Origin of the sequence: Rhodocytophaga rosea, assembly GCF_010119975.1 — a bacterium.
Taxonomy (GTDB): Bacteria; Bacteroidota; Bacteroidia; order Cytophagales; family 172606-1; genus Rhodocytophaga; species Rhodocytophaga rosea.
The window spans coordinates 1822574-1839128 of record NZ_CP048222.1; the positions used below are offsets into that span (position 1 = coordinate 1822574).

Genomic DNA, 16555 nt, shown 5'->3' on the forward strand with positions numbered 1-16555 from the left:
TACTGAATTACTGAATTACTGAATTACTGAATTACTGAATTACTGAATTACTGAATTACTGAATTACTGAATTACTGAATTACTGAATTACTGAATTACTGAATTATATAATTTATTTTTTATTCTGACCTTCTGTAATCCTGTTATTCTAAAAGTCTGTAATTATCTATTCACTCAAGTCATTTCTACCAAACAGAGCCAAAGCATTTTGAGTAGTGATCCGGTTTACCTCTTCCAGGGATGTTTGTTTTAAATCGGCTACTCTCTGGGCAACGATGGGCAGATACGCTGTTTCATTGCGCTTTCCCCGGAAAGGTACTGGCGCCAGGTAAGGACTGTCGGTTTCCAGAACGATATGCTCTAACGCTACATGTGGTAATACCTGATCCAAGCCTCCATTTTTAAAGGTGCTTACTCCTCCAATTCCCAGAAGAAATCCCATCCCGATCACTTGCGAGGCCTCTGACAGATTGCCGGTAAAACAATGAAAAATGCCGTTTACTCCTTCTGTTCCGATCTCCTTTAATAATGCTACCGTTTCGTCAAACGAGTTCCGGCAATGTATTACAATTGGCAGCTGGTGTTTTTTAGCCAGCTTTACCTGGAACCGGAAAGCCTCCTCCTGCTGTTGCCGGAACTCAGTGGACCAGTAAAAATCCAGTCCGATCTCTCCTACAGCTGAAAATGGATGTTTAGCCAGCCAGTCTTCAACCAGTTGCAATTCTTTTTCAAAAGAGGCATTTACATAGCAGGGATGTAAGCCCATCATTGGTAAGCACTGGTCGGGATAGGTTTTTGCCAGCGCCAGCATGCCTTCTATTGAGGTATGGTCAATATTAGGCATATAAATCCGGGTCACTCCGGCAGCAAAGGTACGTTCCAGCATTTGTTTCCGGTCTCCGTCAAATTCAGGAGCATAAATATGTGCGTGTGTATCAATCATAAGTTTACGTAGCCAATAGACAGGTATGGCTACTTATTAAAACTGCAATATTAGCCGGAAAAAACAGGAAACAGGCTCCCGGAGAGAAATTATATAAATTTTAAAAGCGCAACAGGGTTTTACCCGGGCGTACCCGGGGCAGAAGAATTGAATGTGTGGCAAAATGGGTGTGCCGGAGAACCCCAGAGAATAATAGAATCCGGCACTTATTGGGTATAGGTAAAAAAATCTGTAGCGGGCAGGATCGTATTACAGTTTTATTTGAAGAATGCCCAAGTACGATTCCAAAGATGATTACGTCTCACCAGGAAGGATTCAATGAAACTTTCCTCATGCCCGATTTACAGGAGAACTGGTCGCTATCTATTACTAATACTAACCATTGGGGAAAGGCAGTATTCGAAACAAAAAATCATGGCAACTACTGGTCAGCCCAGGTTGTAGATGCTGGAATGTACTTTTACTTTTTGCATGATCTATCCAGCATCCGGACGTTTAAAGGCAGGGTGCATGTATTGCGGCAGATGGTAACTAAACTAAACGGAAGCGGCTCTCTCGTTTTCCTCCCGGATTAAGCTCTTGATCTCTTGTGCCATTTCAGGAGTTACCTCCATTCCATGCACCTCTCTGGCATGCTCAGCAGCCTGGCGCATCACCTCATTTTCATTTTCTGCCATAATAACTATGTTACAGTCAAATCCGGCATCACGGCAATTCAGAACTTTCATGGTAAAGTGATTTTAAGTGGAGAAAAATATTATCGGGAAAATCTACCTGCCTATTACAAAAAAGCTTACTTAAATGTAGTGTATAATTCAGCTCTTGTCAATACCTGATTTTATGTATTTTTAAACTGGTGTTAATAAGTGCCTGGATAAAAATTGCCAGGAATTAATATGGTTATGAATCACATTCTATTTATACAGGTTCCTTAAAATATAACCTGTTTCATGCAGCCCTCAACTATCACATAAATCCTGTATATATTTAAATGTGTGCAATCCTGCTTCCATACAATCTCTCAAAATACAAAACCTTTTACCCACCCTTTACAGTTTAACCTTAAAGAATCGAATGGTGAAAATGTATTTCTGTTACGTTTGAAATATGAGCAGTATATCAGGCCGTCTAAAAAAACAATATAACCGCATACGCAATTCGCCGCTTGCCCCCCACCAGCTTAAAGATTACTGGACCAGCCGGAAACCATATTACCGGAGAATTGAAGGCAAGTGGCAAACCAGGCATCCGGAGGATCAGGCAGAATTAGCTTATACCGTATTACTGGTAGGCGATATGGGGTATCCGGCATTAAATGGCAAAGATCCAATCTTGAATATGCTAGCCAGCCAGATTGCCAATAAAAACGAAAAAATGGCGGTTGTTTTTCTGGGAGACAATATTTATCCCAGAGGTCTTCCGGAACCTGGGCACCGCCTGCGCCGCATTTCTGAAGAACGGCTCAAAGCGCAACTTGACTTATTTACTGATTTTAAAGGCAAGGTATATTATCTATCCGGCAACCACGACTGGAATAAGGGAAAGAAGAATGGTTTTGAATACCTGCGCCGCCAGGAAGAATATATTGAGCAATACCTCAACCGGGGAAATGTATTTTTGCCAGATAATGGTTGTCCTGGCCCAGTTCTCGTTGATCTCACAGAAGAAGTCCTGCTGATTATCATCAATACACAATGGTGGGTACAGCGGGGCGTAAAACCTATCGGACCTTTTTACCAATGTGAAGCCCAGAGTGAAGAACATTTTTTTCAATTACTCGATGATGCCATTTCCAGGAATTCACACCGCAAAATTCTGGTAGCCGCCCATCATCCCTTATACAGTAATGCCCTGCACGGAGGCAAATTCTCTATGAAACACCATATTTTTCCGCTTACCTCGGCGCATAAAAAACTGTACATTCCACTTCCGGTCGCAGGCTCACTCTATCCTTTGTACCGGCGTTTATTTGGGGCATATGAAGATATGTCGCACCCCCGTTACCGCCGGATGCGGAAAGGATTGCTGAAGGTGTTTAAAAAATACCAGAATATTGTGTATGCCGCCGGCCATGACCATAACCTGCAATACTTCAACCAGCATCATAATCACTATATTGTGAGCGGTTCAGGAAGCAAAGTTTCCTTTGTACACAAAGGCGGAAAAGCTTCGTTTACCCATGCCCACCGGGGTATTTTTCAGATTAACTATTATACCAATGGTGAAACCTGGATGAAGGTAGTAGAACCAGCCGACGAACTCGACAAACACCCGGTAGTAATGTTCCAGAAACAACTCGAACAAGTACAGGTAACGAATGGAAGCACTGCCAATGTGTAGAATTGCCTATATTTGGTGAGGCTGAAATAAAGCTGCATGTTGGAGCAACCCTTACAAGCACGGGCATTACCTGTTTACCGGGATAAGTGGATACAAATTATTGGCATTCCACTCATTACGGTTTTCTCCTATTACCTTACCTATAATAATATACAGTTTAACTGGTGGCTGGTTTACGAATTTTGCAGCGATGTAGTCAAAATATTTCTTGTCTGGCAGGTGCTCCGGTTCGTTATTACCCGGCTGGACAGATATCACCCCTGGGAACATCATCTTGTAAAGCGGCTGGCCATACAGATACCGCTTACCTGTATTGCTGGCTTAATCGCTTTAACAGCACTGGTATTTACAGATTATGCGTTCATCCGTCCCTATCCGCTGGAACATTACTTCAGTCTTGACCTGATTATCGCTCTTATTTTTTTGCTGCTGGGCAATGCCATTTATGTAAGCCTGTACTATTATGATGTGTACCTGCGGAGTATTACAGAAAAGCAGGCGCTTGCCAGGCAATTGCAGGAAGAGCATACATTTGCAAATGAACATTTGGTTGTAAAAATGGGAAAACGGGATATTGTCGTCCCTTTCCGGATATACTTTGCCTGTATTCTGAAGAGAAAGAAACTTTTGTGCTGACACATGACAATAAAACCTATCTGATCGATTTATCTTTAGACAAACTGGCAGAACAACTGCCAGCATCTTTATTTTTCCGGGCCAACCGGAAGTTTATTGTCGCTGCCACTATCGTCAACAGTATGCAAGCCGATACATATGGCAAATTACTTGTACATCTGAAAGCTCACCCCAAACTGCCTCCCAACCTTACCATAAGCCGGGATAAAGCGCCTGCATTCCGTCAGTGGCTGAAACGCTAAGCTTGCAATTGGTCGCCATTTTTTATGCAGTTGGGCGACAACCGGCCTTATTCTTGCGCCAACATGCCTTTTTTGGATTTGTTTTGTGTCGGCACAAGAAAACAAATCCAACAAGATGAAAAGCTTATTTTTGATTTATTCTCTCTTATTTCTCTCCCTATTAACAGCAAAACTGGTACAGGCACAGTCTCTACCTGCGGCTACAGCAACCCGCATTGATGGAGAATTCGCCACCTGGCACACTAATAAATCTCCGGGAGCAGTCATTGGCATCATTCACCACGGAGAATTCATTTATAAAAAGGCTTTCGGCATGGCCGATGTCGAAAACAAGATTCCTTTAACCACCAAACATGCTTTCTGGGTAGCTTCGGTTTCCAAACAATTTACGGCGATGGGAATTGCCTTACTCGCTGAACAAGGCAAACTCAATATAGATGATGATATACGTAAACACCTGCCCTATCTTCCGTTTATGGGAGATACTATCCGCATCAGGCATTTGATTTATCACACCAGTGGCCTGCGGGATGGATTTACCCTGGTCGGCATGAAATTTAAAGGCGAAAATACTATACCAACCGGAATGTCATTACTATGCTCAGCCGGCAAACTGGTTTGAATAATAAACCCGGAGAAAACCATGCCTATAACAATGGAGCGTATGTACTGCTGGCAGAAATTATTGCGAAGGTGAGCGGAAAACCCTTTCAGGAATTTATAGACGAAGCCATCTTTAAATCCTTGCATATGCAAGAGAGCTATTTCGCCGGAAAAATCACCGGAGAGAAGCCACAATTAGCCCAAGGCTACGAGGTACGCTATCATGGCAAAGGCTTCTCATACCGGAGAGGACACTTCAAAGGCAATACAGTCGGATCATCCGGGCTGATTACTACACTGGATGACCTGTATCAGTGGGATCAGAATTTTTACCACAACCGGCTGGGTAAAGGCAATACTGAACTCATTGAGCAAATACTTACCCCTGGCAAGTTGAATGATGGCGCTACGCTTTCGTATGCCTATGGCCTGGAAACAGAAGTGTATAAAGGACAAATGGTCATTACCCACAGCGGTGCTGATAGAGGTTACAAAGCCGAAATCGTACGTTTTCCGGACCTGGAACTTACTATTATTTGTCTTTCCAATGCTGATAATATGTATAACCTGACTGCAAAACTGCTGAAAATGGGTGAATGGATAGCCCCAGAAGCATTCCAGTCTACAGTAGCAAAACCTGATTCAAGCATCCAAACTGCTCTACATGAGAAAGCTGGCTATTACCTGAATGTAGATGGAAAGGCAGAATTGCGGGTCATTACAGTAAAGAATGATGAATTGTATGCAGCCAGGTCAGTACATGGCTACCAGGAGCCTCTGATTGCACAAGATGAACATACCTTTGTAAATAAAGGCTCTGAAGAATATGCTTATCATTTTACACACACCGAAACCAGTGAACAGGTAATACAATATAGAGAAAGAGCAAATGAATTCACCCTGCATAAAATACAGCCAGAGCAACAGACCACAAAACAACTCAAAGCCTATGCCGGCAAGTATTATAGCAAAGAACTCAACTTCACCTACCGGCTGACCTTACGTAAAGGTAAACTGGGCCTTCGTATTTTCAGGCTGATTCATATTCCCTTTACCCCTATGGAAAATCACCTATTTCTGGCAGACCTGATGGGAAACAATACGCTCGTTTTCCAGACCAATGCAGCAGGAATCATAACAGGATTTCATTTTAACCGGGATGGCGTTTCAGGATTGTTATTTGAAAAGAAGTAATTTTTTATTGAGAAGCAACTCCAACCGGAATAAGTGCATCATAGCAGCCATACGGCTACATCCTATGTTAAAAATGATCTTCCCATGTATTCTGATTCTTTGTGTGATTACGCAGCATGCTAATTGCCAGAACACCAAAACAGCGCATTATTTTGGTGAACCCATATTCACTGATTCGCTTTCTACCCTGTTTATTCCACTACGTTACAACCAGGAATTCATGTCTGACAATAAAATAGCTTTCTGGGGCGATTATTATGCTAATTTGCTGGTATACGATTATACGGCAGATAGTTACAGAAAACTTTTTGAGAAAGATACCTACATTGAAGCTTTTAAAATAAATACACCCTACAGGTATAACCAGGGAGTAAATCCACAACCAAAGAACATAACCAGGGAATGGGTTTTTCTTCTGGTAAAAACTACAGACTATAATAACAGCGGCCGCATTGACGAAAAAGATCCTTCCATTTTGTATGCAACTACTCCAAAAGGAGAAAGGCTCAAGGCATTAACCAATGAAACAGAACATGTGGTTTCCATTGAGCTTTTTGAAAAGCAAGGCTTTGGACTCATAAAGATTCAGCGGGATATTAATAACAGCAAATCATTCACCTATGCAGATAAGGACTTTTATTACAGAAAAATAAATCTGCCAGACCTTACGCTGGGAAAAGCTATTGAGATAAAGTAACAGAAGTTGTATCTGGCTGCCTGCCTTTTCGTTGTATAGCGGTAAAACTTCACACACTTATGATAGAAAAATGGAAACTGTTTGCTGTAACCTCCATGCTGTTTGCAGGGTTAACTTCAGTAATTGCTAAGTTCGGAATGAAAGAACTTAGCAGCGACGTAGCTTTAGCTATCCGGACGATAGTCGTTTTTGGAATTGTTACGCTCAATGCCTTTTTACTTAATGATGCTGTAGCCCAAATCAGGCAAGCCCCCAAAAGCAACCTGATCTTCCTCACTATATCTGGCATTACTACTTCCCTATCCTGGATTTTTTATTACCGGGCGATGAAAGAAGGACAAGTGTCTTATGTAGCCAGCATTGATAAAGCCAGTATTGTAGTAACCATTCTGCTTTCCTTTCTGCTGCTGAAAGAACCTGTTACAGCAAAAATTTTGATTGGTGCTGGCTTTATTATTACGGGAATGATTATTCTGGCCTGGAAATAACTGGCTTATGAAAATCCGTTTATCTTTTCCTGGTAGCTAAGCTGAGGAGTGTAACAACAGCCTGACGAACATTTATTGCCTGTAATTTCCTGCATAGTTTCATTCTAAATTAGGATTCTTCTAAGCATGATAATCCAGATCAGGAGATTATTGCCTATATTTGCCAGTGCATGATACCAGCTTTTTCTAAATTTCTGGTTTTCTTTTTTGCGGTGGCCAGCTTCTTGCCGCAAATGGATACCTATGAACTAAGCAAATTACCCCATCTGATAGAACATTACCAGGAACATAGCAGCCAGAATACTTCATTCACCTTATTGGATTTTCTTTCGCTGCATTACGGTGCTCAGAAGAAAAACCACGAAGATACTCATCAGGATGCTGGTTGCCTGCCTTTTCAGCAACATGCGGTGAGCGGATTATTTTTTATGCTGGAAACGGTATATTTTACCTGTACCCGGCAATCAGCATATCAGATTATTACAAAACCTTTCTACAAAACAGCACATTATACCGTTTATTTAGCTACCATCTGGCAGCCTCCCAAATCCTGCTGATCTCCTGCCGGATAATAGATTGCAAGGTATTTATTTGCCCTGTACCATAGGTATTATACAATAAATCACTGGGCTAAGCCATATTGGATTAGCTTGTAATCCATTTCTTCCTGGCTTCCTTATGTAAGTTGATGGTGATTCTCTGGCAGGAATGACTTTCAGCCTCATACCCATTTCATATTTCCTTATTCTTCTCCTGAGCAAATCATGCTTGATAAGATCATTCATTTTTCCATACATAATAAATTAGTAATCGGCCTGTTTACCTTAGCGCTGATTGCCTGGGGAGCCTACTCAGTAAGCCAGCTCCCGATCGATGCCGTACCTGATATCACCAACAACCAGGTACAGGTACTTACCATTAGTCCAACACTGGCCGCACAGGAAGTAGAGCGGCTCATTACCTATCCGGTGGAAGTAATTATGGCCACTATTCCCGATATTGAAGAAGTGCGTTCCTTTTCCCGGCTGGGTTTATCGGTAGTAACCATTGTTTTCAAAGATGAGGTGGATATTTATTTTGCCCGTCAACAGGTGTTTGAACGGCTACAGCAGGCCCAAAGCCAGATTCCGCCAAGAGTTGGAATACCAGAACTTGCTCCTGTTACTACTGGCTTAGGCGAAATCTACCAGTATGTGCTGCGAACCAAACCAGGCTACGAAAGCAAGTATTCTGCCATGGAACTCCGCTCCATTCAGGACTGGATCGTGCGGAGAGGCTTATTGGGTACGCCAGGAGTTGCCGATGTAAGCAGTTTTGGCGGCTATCTGAAACAATACGAAATCGCCCTCGATCCCCAGAAAATCCGGGGCATGAACCTGAGCATCAGCGAAATTTTTGATGCCCTGGAAAAAAACAACCAGAATACCGGCGGCGCTTACATCGACAAAAAACCAAGTTCGTTTTTCATTCGCAGTGAAGGCCTGATCGAAAGCCTGGAAGATATTAGCAATATTGTTGTGAGAAACACAGAAAATGGCACACCAGTACTCATCCGGGATGTAGCTACGATCCAATACGGGCATGCCATCCGCTACGGAGCCATGACACATAATATCAGCGGCGAAGTAACCGGAGGCATTATACTCATGCTGAAAGGCGCTAACTCTTCAGAGGTAATTACAAATGTGAAGGAACGCATTGCTGCCATTGAAAAAACGCTGCCGGAAGGCGTACATATAGACCCTTTTCTCGACCGCACCAAACTGGTAAACCATGCCATTAGTACAGTAGCGACCAACCTGGCCGAAGGAGCCCTCATCGTGATTTTTGTACTGGTACTCATGCTGGGCAACGTGCGTGCCGGACTGATTGTGGCATCCGTGATTCCACTATCTATGCTGTTTGCCATTTCGATGATGAATATCTTCGGCGTATCCGGAAACCTCATGTCGCTGGGTGCCATCGATTTTGGTTTGATTGTAGATGGAGCCGTTATTATTGTTGAATCTACGTTGCACCATATTGCTACTTCCGGCCTAACTGGCCGGCTCACCAGGCAACAAATGAATGAAGAAGTAGAATCTTCGGCTAAGAAAATGATGAGTGCGGCCGCTTTCGGGCAAATTATCATTCTCATTGTATATCTGCCTTTGCTGGCGCTGGTCGGGGTAGAAGGCAAAATGTTCCGGCCAATGGCACAGGTAGTATCTTTCGCTATCCTGGGTGCATTCATTCTTTCACTTACCTATGTTCCTATGGTATCAGCCTTGCTTTTGAGCAGGAAAACAGTGAGAAAGAAGAATATTTCTGACAAGATCATGGCCGTTTTTCAACGGGTATATTCACCCATGATTCATTTTGCGCTCCGCCGGAAAGTACTGGTGCTTGTTGCTTCCCTGTCGCTCTTTATTGCGAGTCTTCTCGTTTTTCTGAATATGGGAGGTGAATTTATTCCTACTCTGGATGAAGGGGATTTTGCCATAGAAACCAGGCTCATGACTGGCAGTTCGCTGTCGCAAACCATAGAAGCAGCCCAGAAAGGTTCTCAGATACTGGCCAGTCAGTTTCCGGAAGTAGAGCAGGTAGTGGCAAAAATTGGTTCTGCCGAAATCCCGGTAGACCCTATGCCCCAGGAATCCTGCGATCTGATCGTAATACTAAAAGATCGCGACGAATGGACAAGTGCAGAAACAAGAGAGGAATTAGCGGAAAAAATGGCTATTGCACTTGAAGTCATTCCAGGAGTAACTTTTGGTTTCCAGCAACCGATCCAGATGCGTTTTAATGAATTGATGACCGGTGCCCGGCAGGATGTCGTACTTAAAATCTATGGAGAAGATTTAGATGTTCTGGCCACATACGCCGAAAAAGTAGCCCGCCTGATTAATCCGGTGCAGGGCGTAGAAGATATGTATGTGGAGCAGGTAACTGGTCTGCCACAGATTTCTGTGAAGTTTAACCGCAATGAACTAGCCCGGTTTGGCTTGAACATAGAAGAGGTAAACCGGGCAATCCGTACCGGTTTTGCCGGAGAAACCGCTGGCGTGGTGTATGAAGGCGAAAAACGATACGACCTGGTAGTCCGGCTTAGCCAGGAAAATCGCCGGGATATAGCAGATGTACGCAACCTGTTTGTAACCACTCCTGCCGGAAACCAGATTCCACTCGCCCAGGTAGCCGAAATCACTTTTCAGGAAGGCCCCAACCAGATTCAGCGGGACGATACCAAACGGCGCATCATTGTCGGATTTAATGTGCGGAACCGGGATGTAGAAAGTATAATTGCCGAAATCCAACAGAAAATAAACCAGCAGATTCAGTTTCCGGCTGGCTATTCAGTAAGTTATGGCGGTGCCTTCGAAAACCTGATCGAAGCTAGAAACCGTTTGTCTATTGCCGTTCCGGTGGCACTGCTGCTGATTTTTGTATTGCTGTATTTCACCTTCAGGTCTGTAGTGCAAAGTGTGCTCATTTTTACTGCTATTCCTTTATCTGCTATCGGTGGAATTTTCGCCTTATGGCTGAGGGGAATGCCTTTTAGTATTTCGGCTGGTGTGGGTTTTATTGCCTTATTTGGGGTAGCTGTATTGAATGGAATTGTGCTGATCGCTTATTTTAACCAGCTCAAAAAAGAAGGTTTAACCGATGTACGGGAAATTATTTTAAAGGGGACTTCTATGCGTCTGCGTCCGGTGATCATGACGGCAATGGTGGCTTCTCTGGGTTTTTTGCCCATGGCTTTGTCTACTTCTTCCGGTGCAGAAGTGCAAAAACCACTGGCTACAGTCGTAATTGGCGGACTGGTTTCGGCTACCTTACTTACACTATTGGTTTTACCTGTGCTGTATAGTCTGGCGGAACGCATCCATATACGCTCTTTCAACAGATTCAAACCTGGAAGTTCGGCTATTGCCATTTTTACGGGTTTATTTTTGTTTACATCATTGCAAATGCAGGCACAAACTGAGGTGCAACAAGTAAATCTGCAAGAAGCTATTCAACTGGCTTTGCAGAACAATGAGCGGATAAAATCTGCTACCTACGAAGTAGAAGCACAGAAAACCTTAAAAGCGGCCGCATTTGATCCTGGGAAAACTAACCTTCTCTGGATGCGGGGACAATACAACAGCATCCGGACGGATAATAACTTCACGATCACGCAGGATATTCCTTTTCCTGGTACTATTCCCAGTCAGCTCAACTTATACAGAGCAGAAGTAAGAAGCCGGGAATCGGAACTGGCCATAGCCCGCAATGAACTGATACGGGATGTAAAAAACACATATAACCAACTCACGTTTATTGCGTCCAGACAACAATTATTGTTGGAGCAGGATAGTTTATTTACTGGCTTTGTAAGGGCTGCCGACGTCCGATTCAGAACCGGCGAGACAAATCAACTGGAAAAAGTAAGTGCAGAATCGGAGTTGTTTGAAGTGAAAAACCTGTTGCTGCAAAATGAATCTGATTACAAAATTGCCTTAGCTCAGTTTCGCATCTTATTAAACCATAACCGGCCGGTAGATATTGCAGAAAGAACTCTTTCCAAAAAGACCTTACTGATTCCGGCTGATACCCTGAGTGCCATTCAAAGCAATCCGGCACTGGCACAAGGACGGCAGCAAATAGAAGTGGGCAAACGTACAGAAAAGGTGATGCGCAACCACCTGCTGCCAGACTTTTCCCTGGGCTATTTTAATCAATCGCTCATTGGTTTTCAGAATGCCACTGGCACCGAACAGTATTATGGGCCAGACAAACGCTTTACCGGATTCCAGGTAGGCATGTCTTTTCCGTTGTGGTTCAGGCCATATACCGCCCGGATCTCAGCCGCTCATACGCAGACTAAAGTTGCTACTTCAAAAGCACAAGTTATTGAAAACCAGCTCCGGAGTCAGTATGAAGCTACTATTGGCCAATATACTAAGTACACAACCAGCCTGGCGTATTACGAATCGAATGCTTTACCTACTGCTGACCTGATTTTGCAGAATGCCCAGAAAGCTTTTCAGGCCGGAGAAATCGGGTATGTAGAATATTTAAACGGACTCAACCGGGCACTCACCATCCGGAATAATTACTTAAGCCTTTTACATCAATATAATCAGGCAGTAATCGAAGTTGAATTCCTGATGGGGAAGAATGAGTAAAATGTTTAGTCTCCGGTTCTATAGTAAACCATAAAAATAAAACGCTTGTAATTATATCTGATAGCTATATGAAATTTCAAAATTATATTCAACTATATATTTCTGTCCTGTTGTTAGTTCTTTCCCTTAGCTTTAGCAGCTGTTCTGCTAATGAACCTGCAGAGGAAGCAACCCAGACAGATACTTCGAGCAGTGAAGAGAAAACTAATATTGTTTCGCTTACGCAAGCACAATATCAGAATGCTGGTATTACACTAGGCAACATAGAAAGCCGGAGCCTGAGCAGTAATATTCAGGTGAATGGTGTACTGGATGTTCCCCCACAGAATCTGGTGAGCATTTCAACTCCGCTGGGTGGCTTTGTTCGGAAAACAGACTTGCTGCAAGGCATGCGGGTTCGCAAAGGGCAATTGCTGGCCGTAATTGAAAACCAGGATTTTATTCAGTTGCAGCAAGATTACCTGGAAAGCAAAAGTAAATTAGAGTATCTGGACCTGGAATATAAACGCCAGCAGGAGCTTAGCCAGGAAAATGTAAGTGCCGCCAAAACTTTTCAACAAACCACGGCTGATTATAAAAGTATGCAAGCCAAAGTACATGCCTTAGAAGAAAGGATGAGACTGGCTGGTCTTTCACTTTCGGCAGTGCAACAAGGCAAAATCAGCAGTACCGTACCAGTGTATGCACCTATCAGTGGGTATGTAGCCGATGTAAATGTAAATATTGGCAAGTTTGTGCAGCCCACTGATGTGATGTTTACTATTATCGACACGGAGCATTTGCATGTAGAACTTACCGTATTTGAAAAAGATGTTCCCAGCCTGAAAGAAGGCCAGAAGGTGCGGTATATATTGGTAAATGACCCTTCAAAAGAAAGAACAGCCGAGGTTTACCTGATCGGAAGGCAGATCAGTGCGGAGCGTACAGTACGGGTACATGCCCACAAAGATACTGAGGAGCCTCAGATGTTACCCGGCATGTTTGTAAAAGCAGTGATCGAAACCGGAGGCCGCCAGGTAAGCAGTTTACCTCAGGAAGCAGTCGTGCATACGAATGGAAAAGATTACATTTTTATTTACCAGCAAGCCCAGAAGCAAGGTTCTGATACCCTACATGTGTTCGAGCAGGTTGAGGTAACGAAAGGACTTCAGGAAAACGAATATGTGGAAGTAAATTCTGTTGAAAATATGCCTTTACAGGGAAAACAAATTGTAACAAAGGGCGCTTTTTCCCTACTCTCTCACTTGCAGAATGGCGGTAGTGCTGAGGGAGAACATGAGCTATAGGAGTTGTTCAATAGTTGAATTCTTTATTTGAATAGATCTTACAAAGATCAGCCATCAAAACACAAGGAAAATAAGCCTTTCTTGTGTTTTGATGGCTGATCTACTTGCTTTTACTAAGTAAGCTTGCTACAATTATTTCTGCCCTCTAATAATAATGCATTAACTGATATTAGACAAAAGAAGTATCGTCTTCCATTCATTTGTTTGTTTCCTATATTATTTTGAATTTTACCTGCCAGATAAATAATAAAATAAAATTTTGCTTTTTAATTTAACGATAAAATATAATTTCGCAGATCAGTGAATGGCGATTACTTATACCTAAACCTATCAGTACTAAATAATGGATGCAGATCAATTAACTTTTTCTGATCAGGGATACATCCGGCTTACCCAAAATAAAGACCTCCAGTATGAGCAGGAACTCATCTTATGGAGGGATTTTAAAAATGGCGATATGGCAGCTTATGCAACCATTTATAAAAAATATTTTCTGGTACTTTACCAATACGGAAAAAAGATAAGCAACGACCCTGAAGTGGTAAAAGACACCATTCAGGATTTGTTCATTAAACTCTGGAATAACCGGGAAAATTTAAAAGAAACAACTTCCATCAAATACTATTTGCTTACTTCATTAAAAAGAAAACTTATTGATAGCTTAAGAAGTCCACAAGCCAGATTTGAAGCCCATACAGAATCCTTGGAACAGGATTTATTTGTAATAGGAGAACCAGAAGAAGAAATTCTCTCAAAAAAAGAAGATGTACTGAAAGCATTAAACCGGCTCTCTACTCATCAGCAAAAATTAGTGCAGCTGAAATTCTATAAAAATTTATCTAACCATGAAATAGCCCAGGAAATGGGTATCACCATACAATCGGTGTATAATTCGGTATTTAAAACCTTAAAATCGCTCCGCAACCAGTTATCCATTCTAATTATTGCTTTACTCCTTCATTTGTAGCATAGGAAAATTAGATCAATTCACCGGCGAAGAAATATTGCCTCATCAAATTCTTCGTTGATTTTGACTGCTAAGGTTTTAAATCTTTCAATCACTTTACCTTCTTTATAACCAGTAAAAGTGTAGGGGATCATGAGGCCATCCTTAAGCTGATAGTCTGCATATATTTTATAAAATTGGGGATACTCTCTACTAGAAACAGCATGAACCAGATACGTTTTTGCATCCATATACAGGTTAACCGTACTATTAAACTTTTTATCATAAAGTACTAGCTGATAGCAGTTTTTTCCATAGACTTCCACAAATCCGTTGTACTGTATTTCTGCCTCTGCCATCTTTAACAAAATAAAATGGGTAGGACCTAAACCTGAAAATGGTTGACTATTAAGAACGCCTTGGTGTATATTATCAGGGAATTTTATCCCGGGACCAGGGTCAGAGCCATTAAATAAATTATACCCTCTGCTTTCATGGGCAGTCATGAGAAATACGGCCGTTAATTTATCATCTGTCGTTCTATCAAATTCACTATCTGTAAACATTTCAATCCGGTAATTATCAGGATACTGGTAATACGTGACGGTTGGATGCTCTTTTATCTCGTCTTCTTTTGCGTAATCTGTGATGGAGCGGGGTGAAAAGGAAACCTGGCCGGCAGACTGGGTAAGAATATAGCTATTTATTTTTTTCCAGGCTTCTATTCCTCCAGCATTATCAAAGTGAAGCTTTAAAATAGAATCTGCTTTTGAAGGCTGTGCCTTTGCTGTGAATGCCAGAAGGGACAAGGTTAGCAAAAGCCATACTTGCGTTACATATTGTTTCATAGCTTAAGGTGTATAATATTAGATTAAATGGCTTCGCTAACAAGCAAATAGTCTGAACGCTATATCTTAAAAATAAAAAACTTAAAAAATATTTACAAAAGGCAGGTTAGATTTTTTACACCTCCCCGTTTGGCTTGTAAACAGGCTATCCTGCATGAGTTATCAGTACTACACGGCCAATGATTTTGCACTTGACCCAGACTTTCGTCAGTGGGTAATACAGCCAACGGAGGAAAACGCCCGGTTCTGGAATAACTGGATACAGGAGCATCCCGGAAAACAGGCAGAAATTGCAACAGCAGTTGAATTGGTGCGTGTTGCAGGTTTACCAGCCGATGCTGTAGCCAATCAGGCTTTCCTGGAAGTTTGGACAAATCTTCAGGTTAATGCCAGGCAACAAGTGAAAACGCGCCGGATTGAATCGGTCCTGCGTTATTCCCGGATGGCTGCTATCTGGATCGGCTTTATGCTGCTGGCCGGATACTTATTCTGGAAATTGGATCAACCGGCAGGACCTGTTATTCATACCACTGGTTTTGGAGAGATCAAGAAAATAACTTTAGCTGACGGATCACATATTACACTTAATGCCAATTCTTCCATTCGCTTAGCAGATAAAAACTGGCGAAATGCTGCTTCCAGAGAGGTTTTTCTGACAGGAGAAGCCTTTTTTGAAGTAGCCAAAACCAAAGACAAAAAAAGCTTTACCGTTACCACTGCCGATAGTATAAGGGTACAAGTACTGGGTACAGAATTTAATGTAAACACCCGCCGGGAGAAAACAGCTGTTTACCTGCAATCCGGCAAAGTCCAACTCAAGGCCAGTGCCATACAACTGGTGATGAAACCCGGAGATTTTGCTCATTATAACAAAGATGATAAACAATTGAAGGTAGCACTGATGAAAGAAGAAAGTCAGTTAGCCTGGAAAAACAACCTTTTTGTATTTGATGATACGCCTTTACTGGATATCGCCCAGGAACTGGAAGATATCTATGGGATTAAAGTACATATTTCAGATACTTTCCTGGCTCAAAAAAGATTTACTGCCAAAGTACCTCGCAATAAGGTAGATGTGCTGCTGAAAGTACTGGCTGAAACCTTACAGGTGGACATAAAAAGGCAGAACAAAGAGGTGCAGATACAGTCCAGAAATACACCGGTGAAATGATAGTATAGTCA

At 42.3% G+C, this 16555-nt stretch carries 16 protein-coding genes; 13 read left to right on the forward strand and 3 right to left on the reverse strand.

What is annotated here, in order from left to right; translation table 11 throughout:
• Positions 1 to 166 precede the first annotated feature (166 nt).
• Positions 167 to 943, reverse strand: a complete 777-nt coding sequence (locus GXP67_RS07620; RefSeq protein WP_162442586.1) for a TatD family hydrolase — start codon at positions 941 to 943, stop codon at positions 167 to 169.
• 290 nt (positions 944 to 1233) lie between these two features.
• On the opposite strand from GXP67_RS07620, the gene GXP67_RS07625 reads away from it, so the two are divergent.
• A complete protein-coding gene (locus tag GXP67_RS07625) occupies positions 1234 to 1518 on the forward strand; it encodes a T9SS type B sorting domain-containing protein (RefSeq protein ID WP_162442587.1) in 285 nt (94 codons plus the stop codon).
• Here the strand turns inward: GXP67_RS07625 and GXP67_RS07630 are convergent.
• Positions 1480 to 1671, reverse strand: a complete 192-nt coding sequence (locus GXP67_RS07630) for a DUF1059 domain-containing protein (protein ID WP_162442588.1) — start codon at positions 1669 to 1671, stop codon at positions 1480 to 1482. The two genes, GXP67_RS07625 and GXP67_RS07630, sit on opposite strands and share 39 nt — an antisense overlap.
• Positions 1672 to 2050: 379 nt before the next feature.
• Between GXP67_RS07630 and GXP67_RS07635 the strand changes: the two genes are divergently transcribed.
• The 11 genes from GXP67_RS07635 (at position 2051) to GXP67_RS07685 (ending at position 14546) form a co-directional block, all read left to right on the forward strand.
• Positions 2051 to 3283: a metallophosphoesterase gene (locus GXP67_RS07635; RefSeq protein ID WP_162442589.1), complete on the forward strand. Its 1233-nt coding sequence runs from the start codon at positions 2051 to 2053 to the stop codon at positions 3281 to 3283.
• Between the two features lie 36 nt (positions 3284 to 3319).
• The gene (locus GXP67_RS07640) at positions 3320 to 3919 is read left to right on the forward strand and encodes a hypothetical protein (protein WP_162442590.1); all 600 of its coding nucleotides are present in this window, start codon (positions 3320 to 3322) and stop codon (positions 3917 to 3919) included.
• Entirely contained in the window at positions 3913 to 4161 is a 249-nt protein-coding gene (locus tag GXP67_RS07645; RefSeq protein ID WP_232065027.1) for a LytTR family DNA-binding domain-containing protein, read from the forward strand. The genes GXP67_RS07640 and GXP67_RS07645 overlap by 7 nt, the downstream gene beginning before the upstream one ends.
• Before the next feature lie 115 nt (positions 4162 to 4276).
• A complete protein-coding gene (locus GXP67_RS37765) occupies positions 4277 to 4783 on the forward strand; it encodes a serine hydrolase domain-containing protein (RefSeq protein ID WP_162442591.1) in 507 nt (168 codons plus the stop codon).
• Entirely contained in the window at positions 4759 to 5958 is a 1200-nt protein-coding gene (locus GXP67_RS07655; protein WP_162442592.1) for a serine hydrolase domain-containing protein, read from the forward strand. The genes GXP67_RS37765 and GXP67_RS07655 overlap by 25 nt, the downstream gene beginning before the upstream one ends.
• A gap of 64 nt (positions 5959 to 6022) precedes the next feature.
• Positions 6023 to 6655, forward strand: coding sequence for a hypothetical protein (locus tag GXP67_RS07660; protein ID WP_162442593.1), 633 nt, complete (start codon positions 6023 to 6025; stop codon positions 6653 to 6655).
• Between the two features lie 59 nt (positions 6656 to 6714).
• On the forward strand, positions 6715 to 7143 hold the full coding sequence (locus tag GXP67_RS07665) for an EamA family transporter (protein ID WP_232065030.1): 429 nt from the start codon (positions 6715 to 6717) through the stop codon (positions 7141 to 7143).
• Positions 7144 to 7313: 170 nt separating this feature from the next.
• Entirely contained in the window at positions 7314 to 7700 is a 387-nt protein-coding gene (locus GXP67_RS07670; RefSeq protein ID WP_162442594.1) for a hypothetical protein, read from the forward strand.
• A 207-nt stretch (positions 7701 to 7907) separates the two neighbouring features.
• Positions 7908 to 12293, forward strand: coding sequence for a CusA/CzcA family heavy metal efflux RND transporter (locus GXP67_RS07675; protein ID WP_162442595.1), 4386 nt, complete (start codon positions 7908 to 7910; stop codon positions 12291 to 12293).
• Positions 12294 to 12361: 68 nt separating this feature from the next.
• The gene (locus tag GXP67_RS07680; RefSeq protein ID WP_162442596.1) at positions 12362 to 13579 is read left to right on the forward strand and encodes an efflux RND transporter periplasmic adaptor subunit; all 1218 of its coding nucleotides are present in this window, start codon (positions 12362 to 12364) and stop codon (positions 13577 to 13579) included.
• 343 nt (positions 13580 to 13922) lie between these two features.
• A complete protein-coding gene (locus tag GXP67_RS07685) occupies positions 13923 to 14546 on the forward strand; it encodes an RNA polymerase sigma factor (RefSeq protein ID WP_162442597.1) in 624 nt (207 codons plus the stop codon).
• 20 nt (positions 14547 to 14566) lie between these two features.
• On the opposite strand, the gene GXP67_RS07690 is transcribed toward GXP67_RS07685, so the two are convergent.
• Positions 14567 to 15373: a hypothetical protein gene (locus GXP67_RS07690; RefSeq protein ID WP_162442598.1), complete on the reverse strand. Its 807-nt coding sequence runs from the start codon at positions 15371 to 15373 to the stop codon at positions 14567 to 14569.
• A 154-nt stretch (positions 15374 to 15527) separates the two neighbouring features.
• On the opposite strand from GXP67_RS07690, the gene GXP67_RS07695 reads away from it, so the two are divergent.
• Entirely contained in the window at positions 15528 to 16544 is a 1017-nt protein-coding gene (locus GXP67_RS07695; protein ID WP_162442599.1) for a FecR family protein, read from the forward strand.
• Positions 16545 to 16555 lie beyond the last annotated feature (11 nt).

Coding starts and splice junctions, on each gene's coding strand:
- GXP67_RS07620 (WP_162442586.1), bottom strand. CDS start 943: ATGATTGATACACACGCACATATTTATGCTCCTGAATTTGACGGAGAC.
- GXP67_RS07625 (WP_162442587.1), top strand. CDS start 1,234: ATGATTACGTCTCACCAGGAAGGATTCAATGAAACTTTCCTCATGCCC.
- GXP67_RS07630 (WP_162442588.1), bottom strand. CDS start 1,671: ATGAAAGTTCTGAATTGCCGTGATGCCGGATTTGACTGTAACATAGTT.
- GXP67_RS07635 (WP_162442589.1), top strand. CDS start 2,051: ATGAGCAGTATATCAGGCCGTCTAAAAAAACAATATAACCGCATACGC.
- GXP67_RS07640 (WP_162442590.1), top strand. CDS start 3,320: ATGTTGGAGCAACCCTTACAAGCACGGGCATTACCTGTTTACCGGGAT.
- GXP67_RS37765 (WP_162442591.1), top strand. CDS start 4,277: ATGAAAAGCTTATTTTTGATTTATTCTCTCTTATTTCTCTCCCTATTA.
- GXP67_RS07655 (WP_162442592.1), top strand. CDS start 4,759: ATGCTCAGCCGGCAAACTGGTTTGAATAATAAACCCGGAGAAAACCAT.
- GXP67_RS07660 (WP_162442593.1), top strand. CDS start 6,023: ATGTTAAAAATGATCTTCCCATGTATTCTGATTCTTTGTGTGATTACG.
- GXP67_RS07665 (WP_232065030.1), top strand. CDS start 6,715: ATGATAGAAAAATGGAAACTGTTTGCTGTAACCTCCATGCTGTTTGCA.
- GXP67_RS07670 (WP_162442594.1), top strand. CDS start 7,314: ATGATACCAGCTTTTTCTAAATTTCTGGTTTTCTTTTTTGCGGTGGCC.
- GXP67_RS07675 (WP_162442595.1), top strand. CDS start 7,908: ATGCTTGATAAGATCATTCATTTTTCCATACATAATAAATTAGTAATC.
- GXP67_RS07680 (WP_162442596.1), top strand. CDS start 12,362: ATGAAATTTCAAAATTATATTCAACTATATATTTCTGTCCTGTTGTTA.
- GXP67_RS07685 (WP_162442597.1), top strand. CDS start 13,923: ATGGATGCAGATCAATTAACTTTTTCTGATCAGGGATACATCCGGCTT.
- GXP67_RS07690 (WP_162442598.1), bottom strand. CDS start 15,373: ATGAAACAATATGTAACGCAAGTATGGCTTTTGCTAACCTTGTCCCTT.
- GXP67_RS07695 (WP_162442599.1), top strand. CDS start 15,528: ATGAGTTATCAGTACTACACGGCCAATGATTTTGCACTTGACCCAGAC.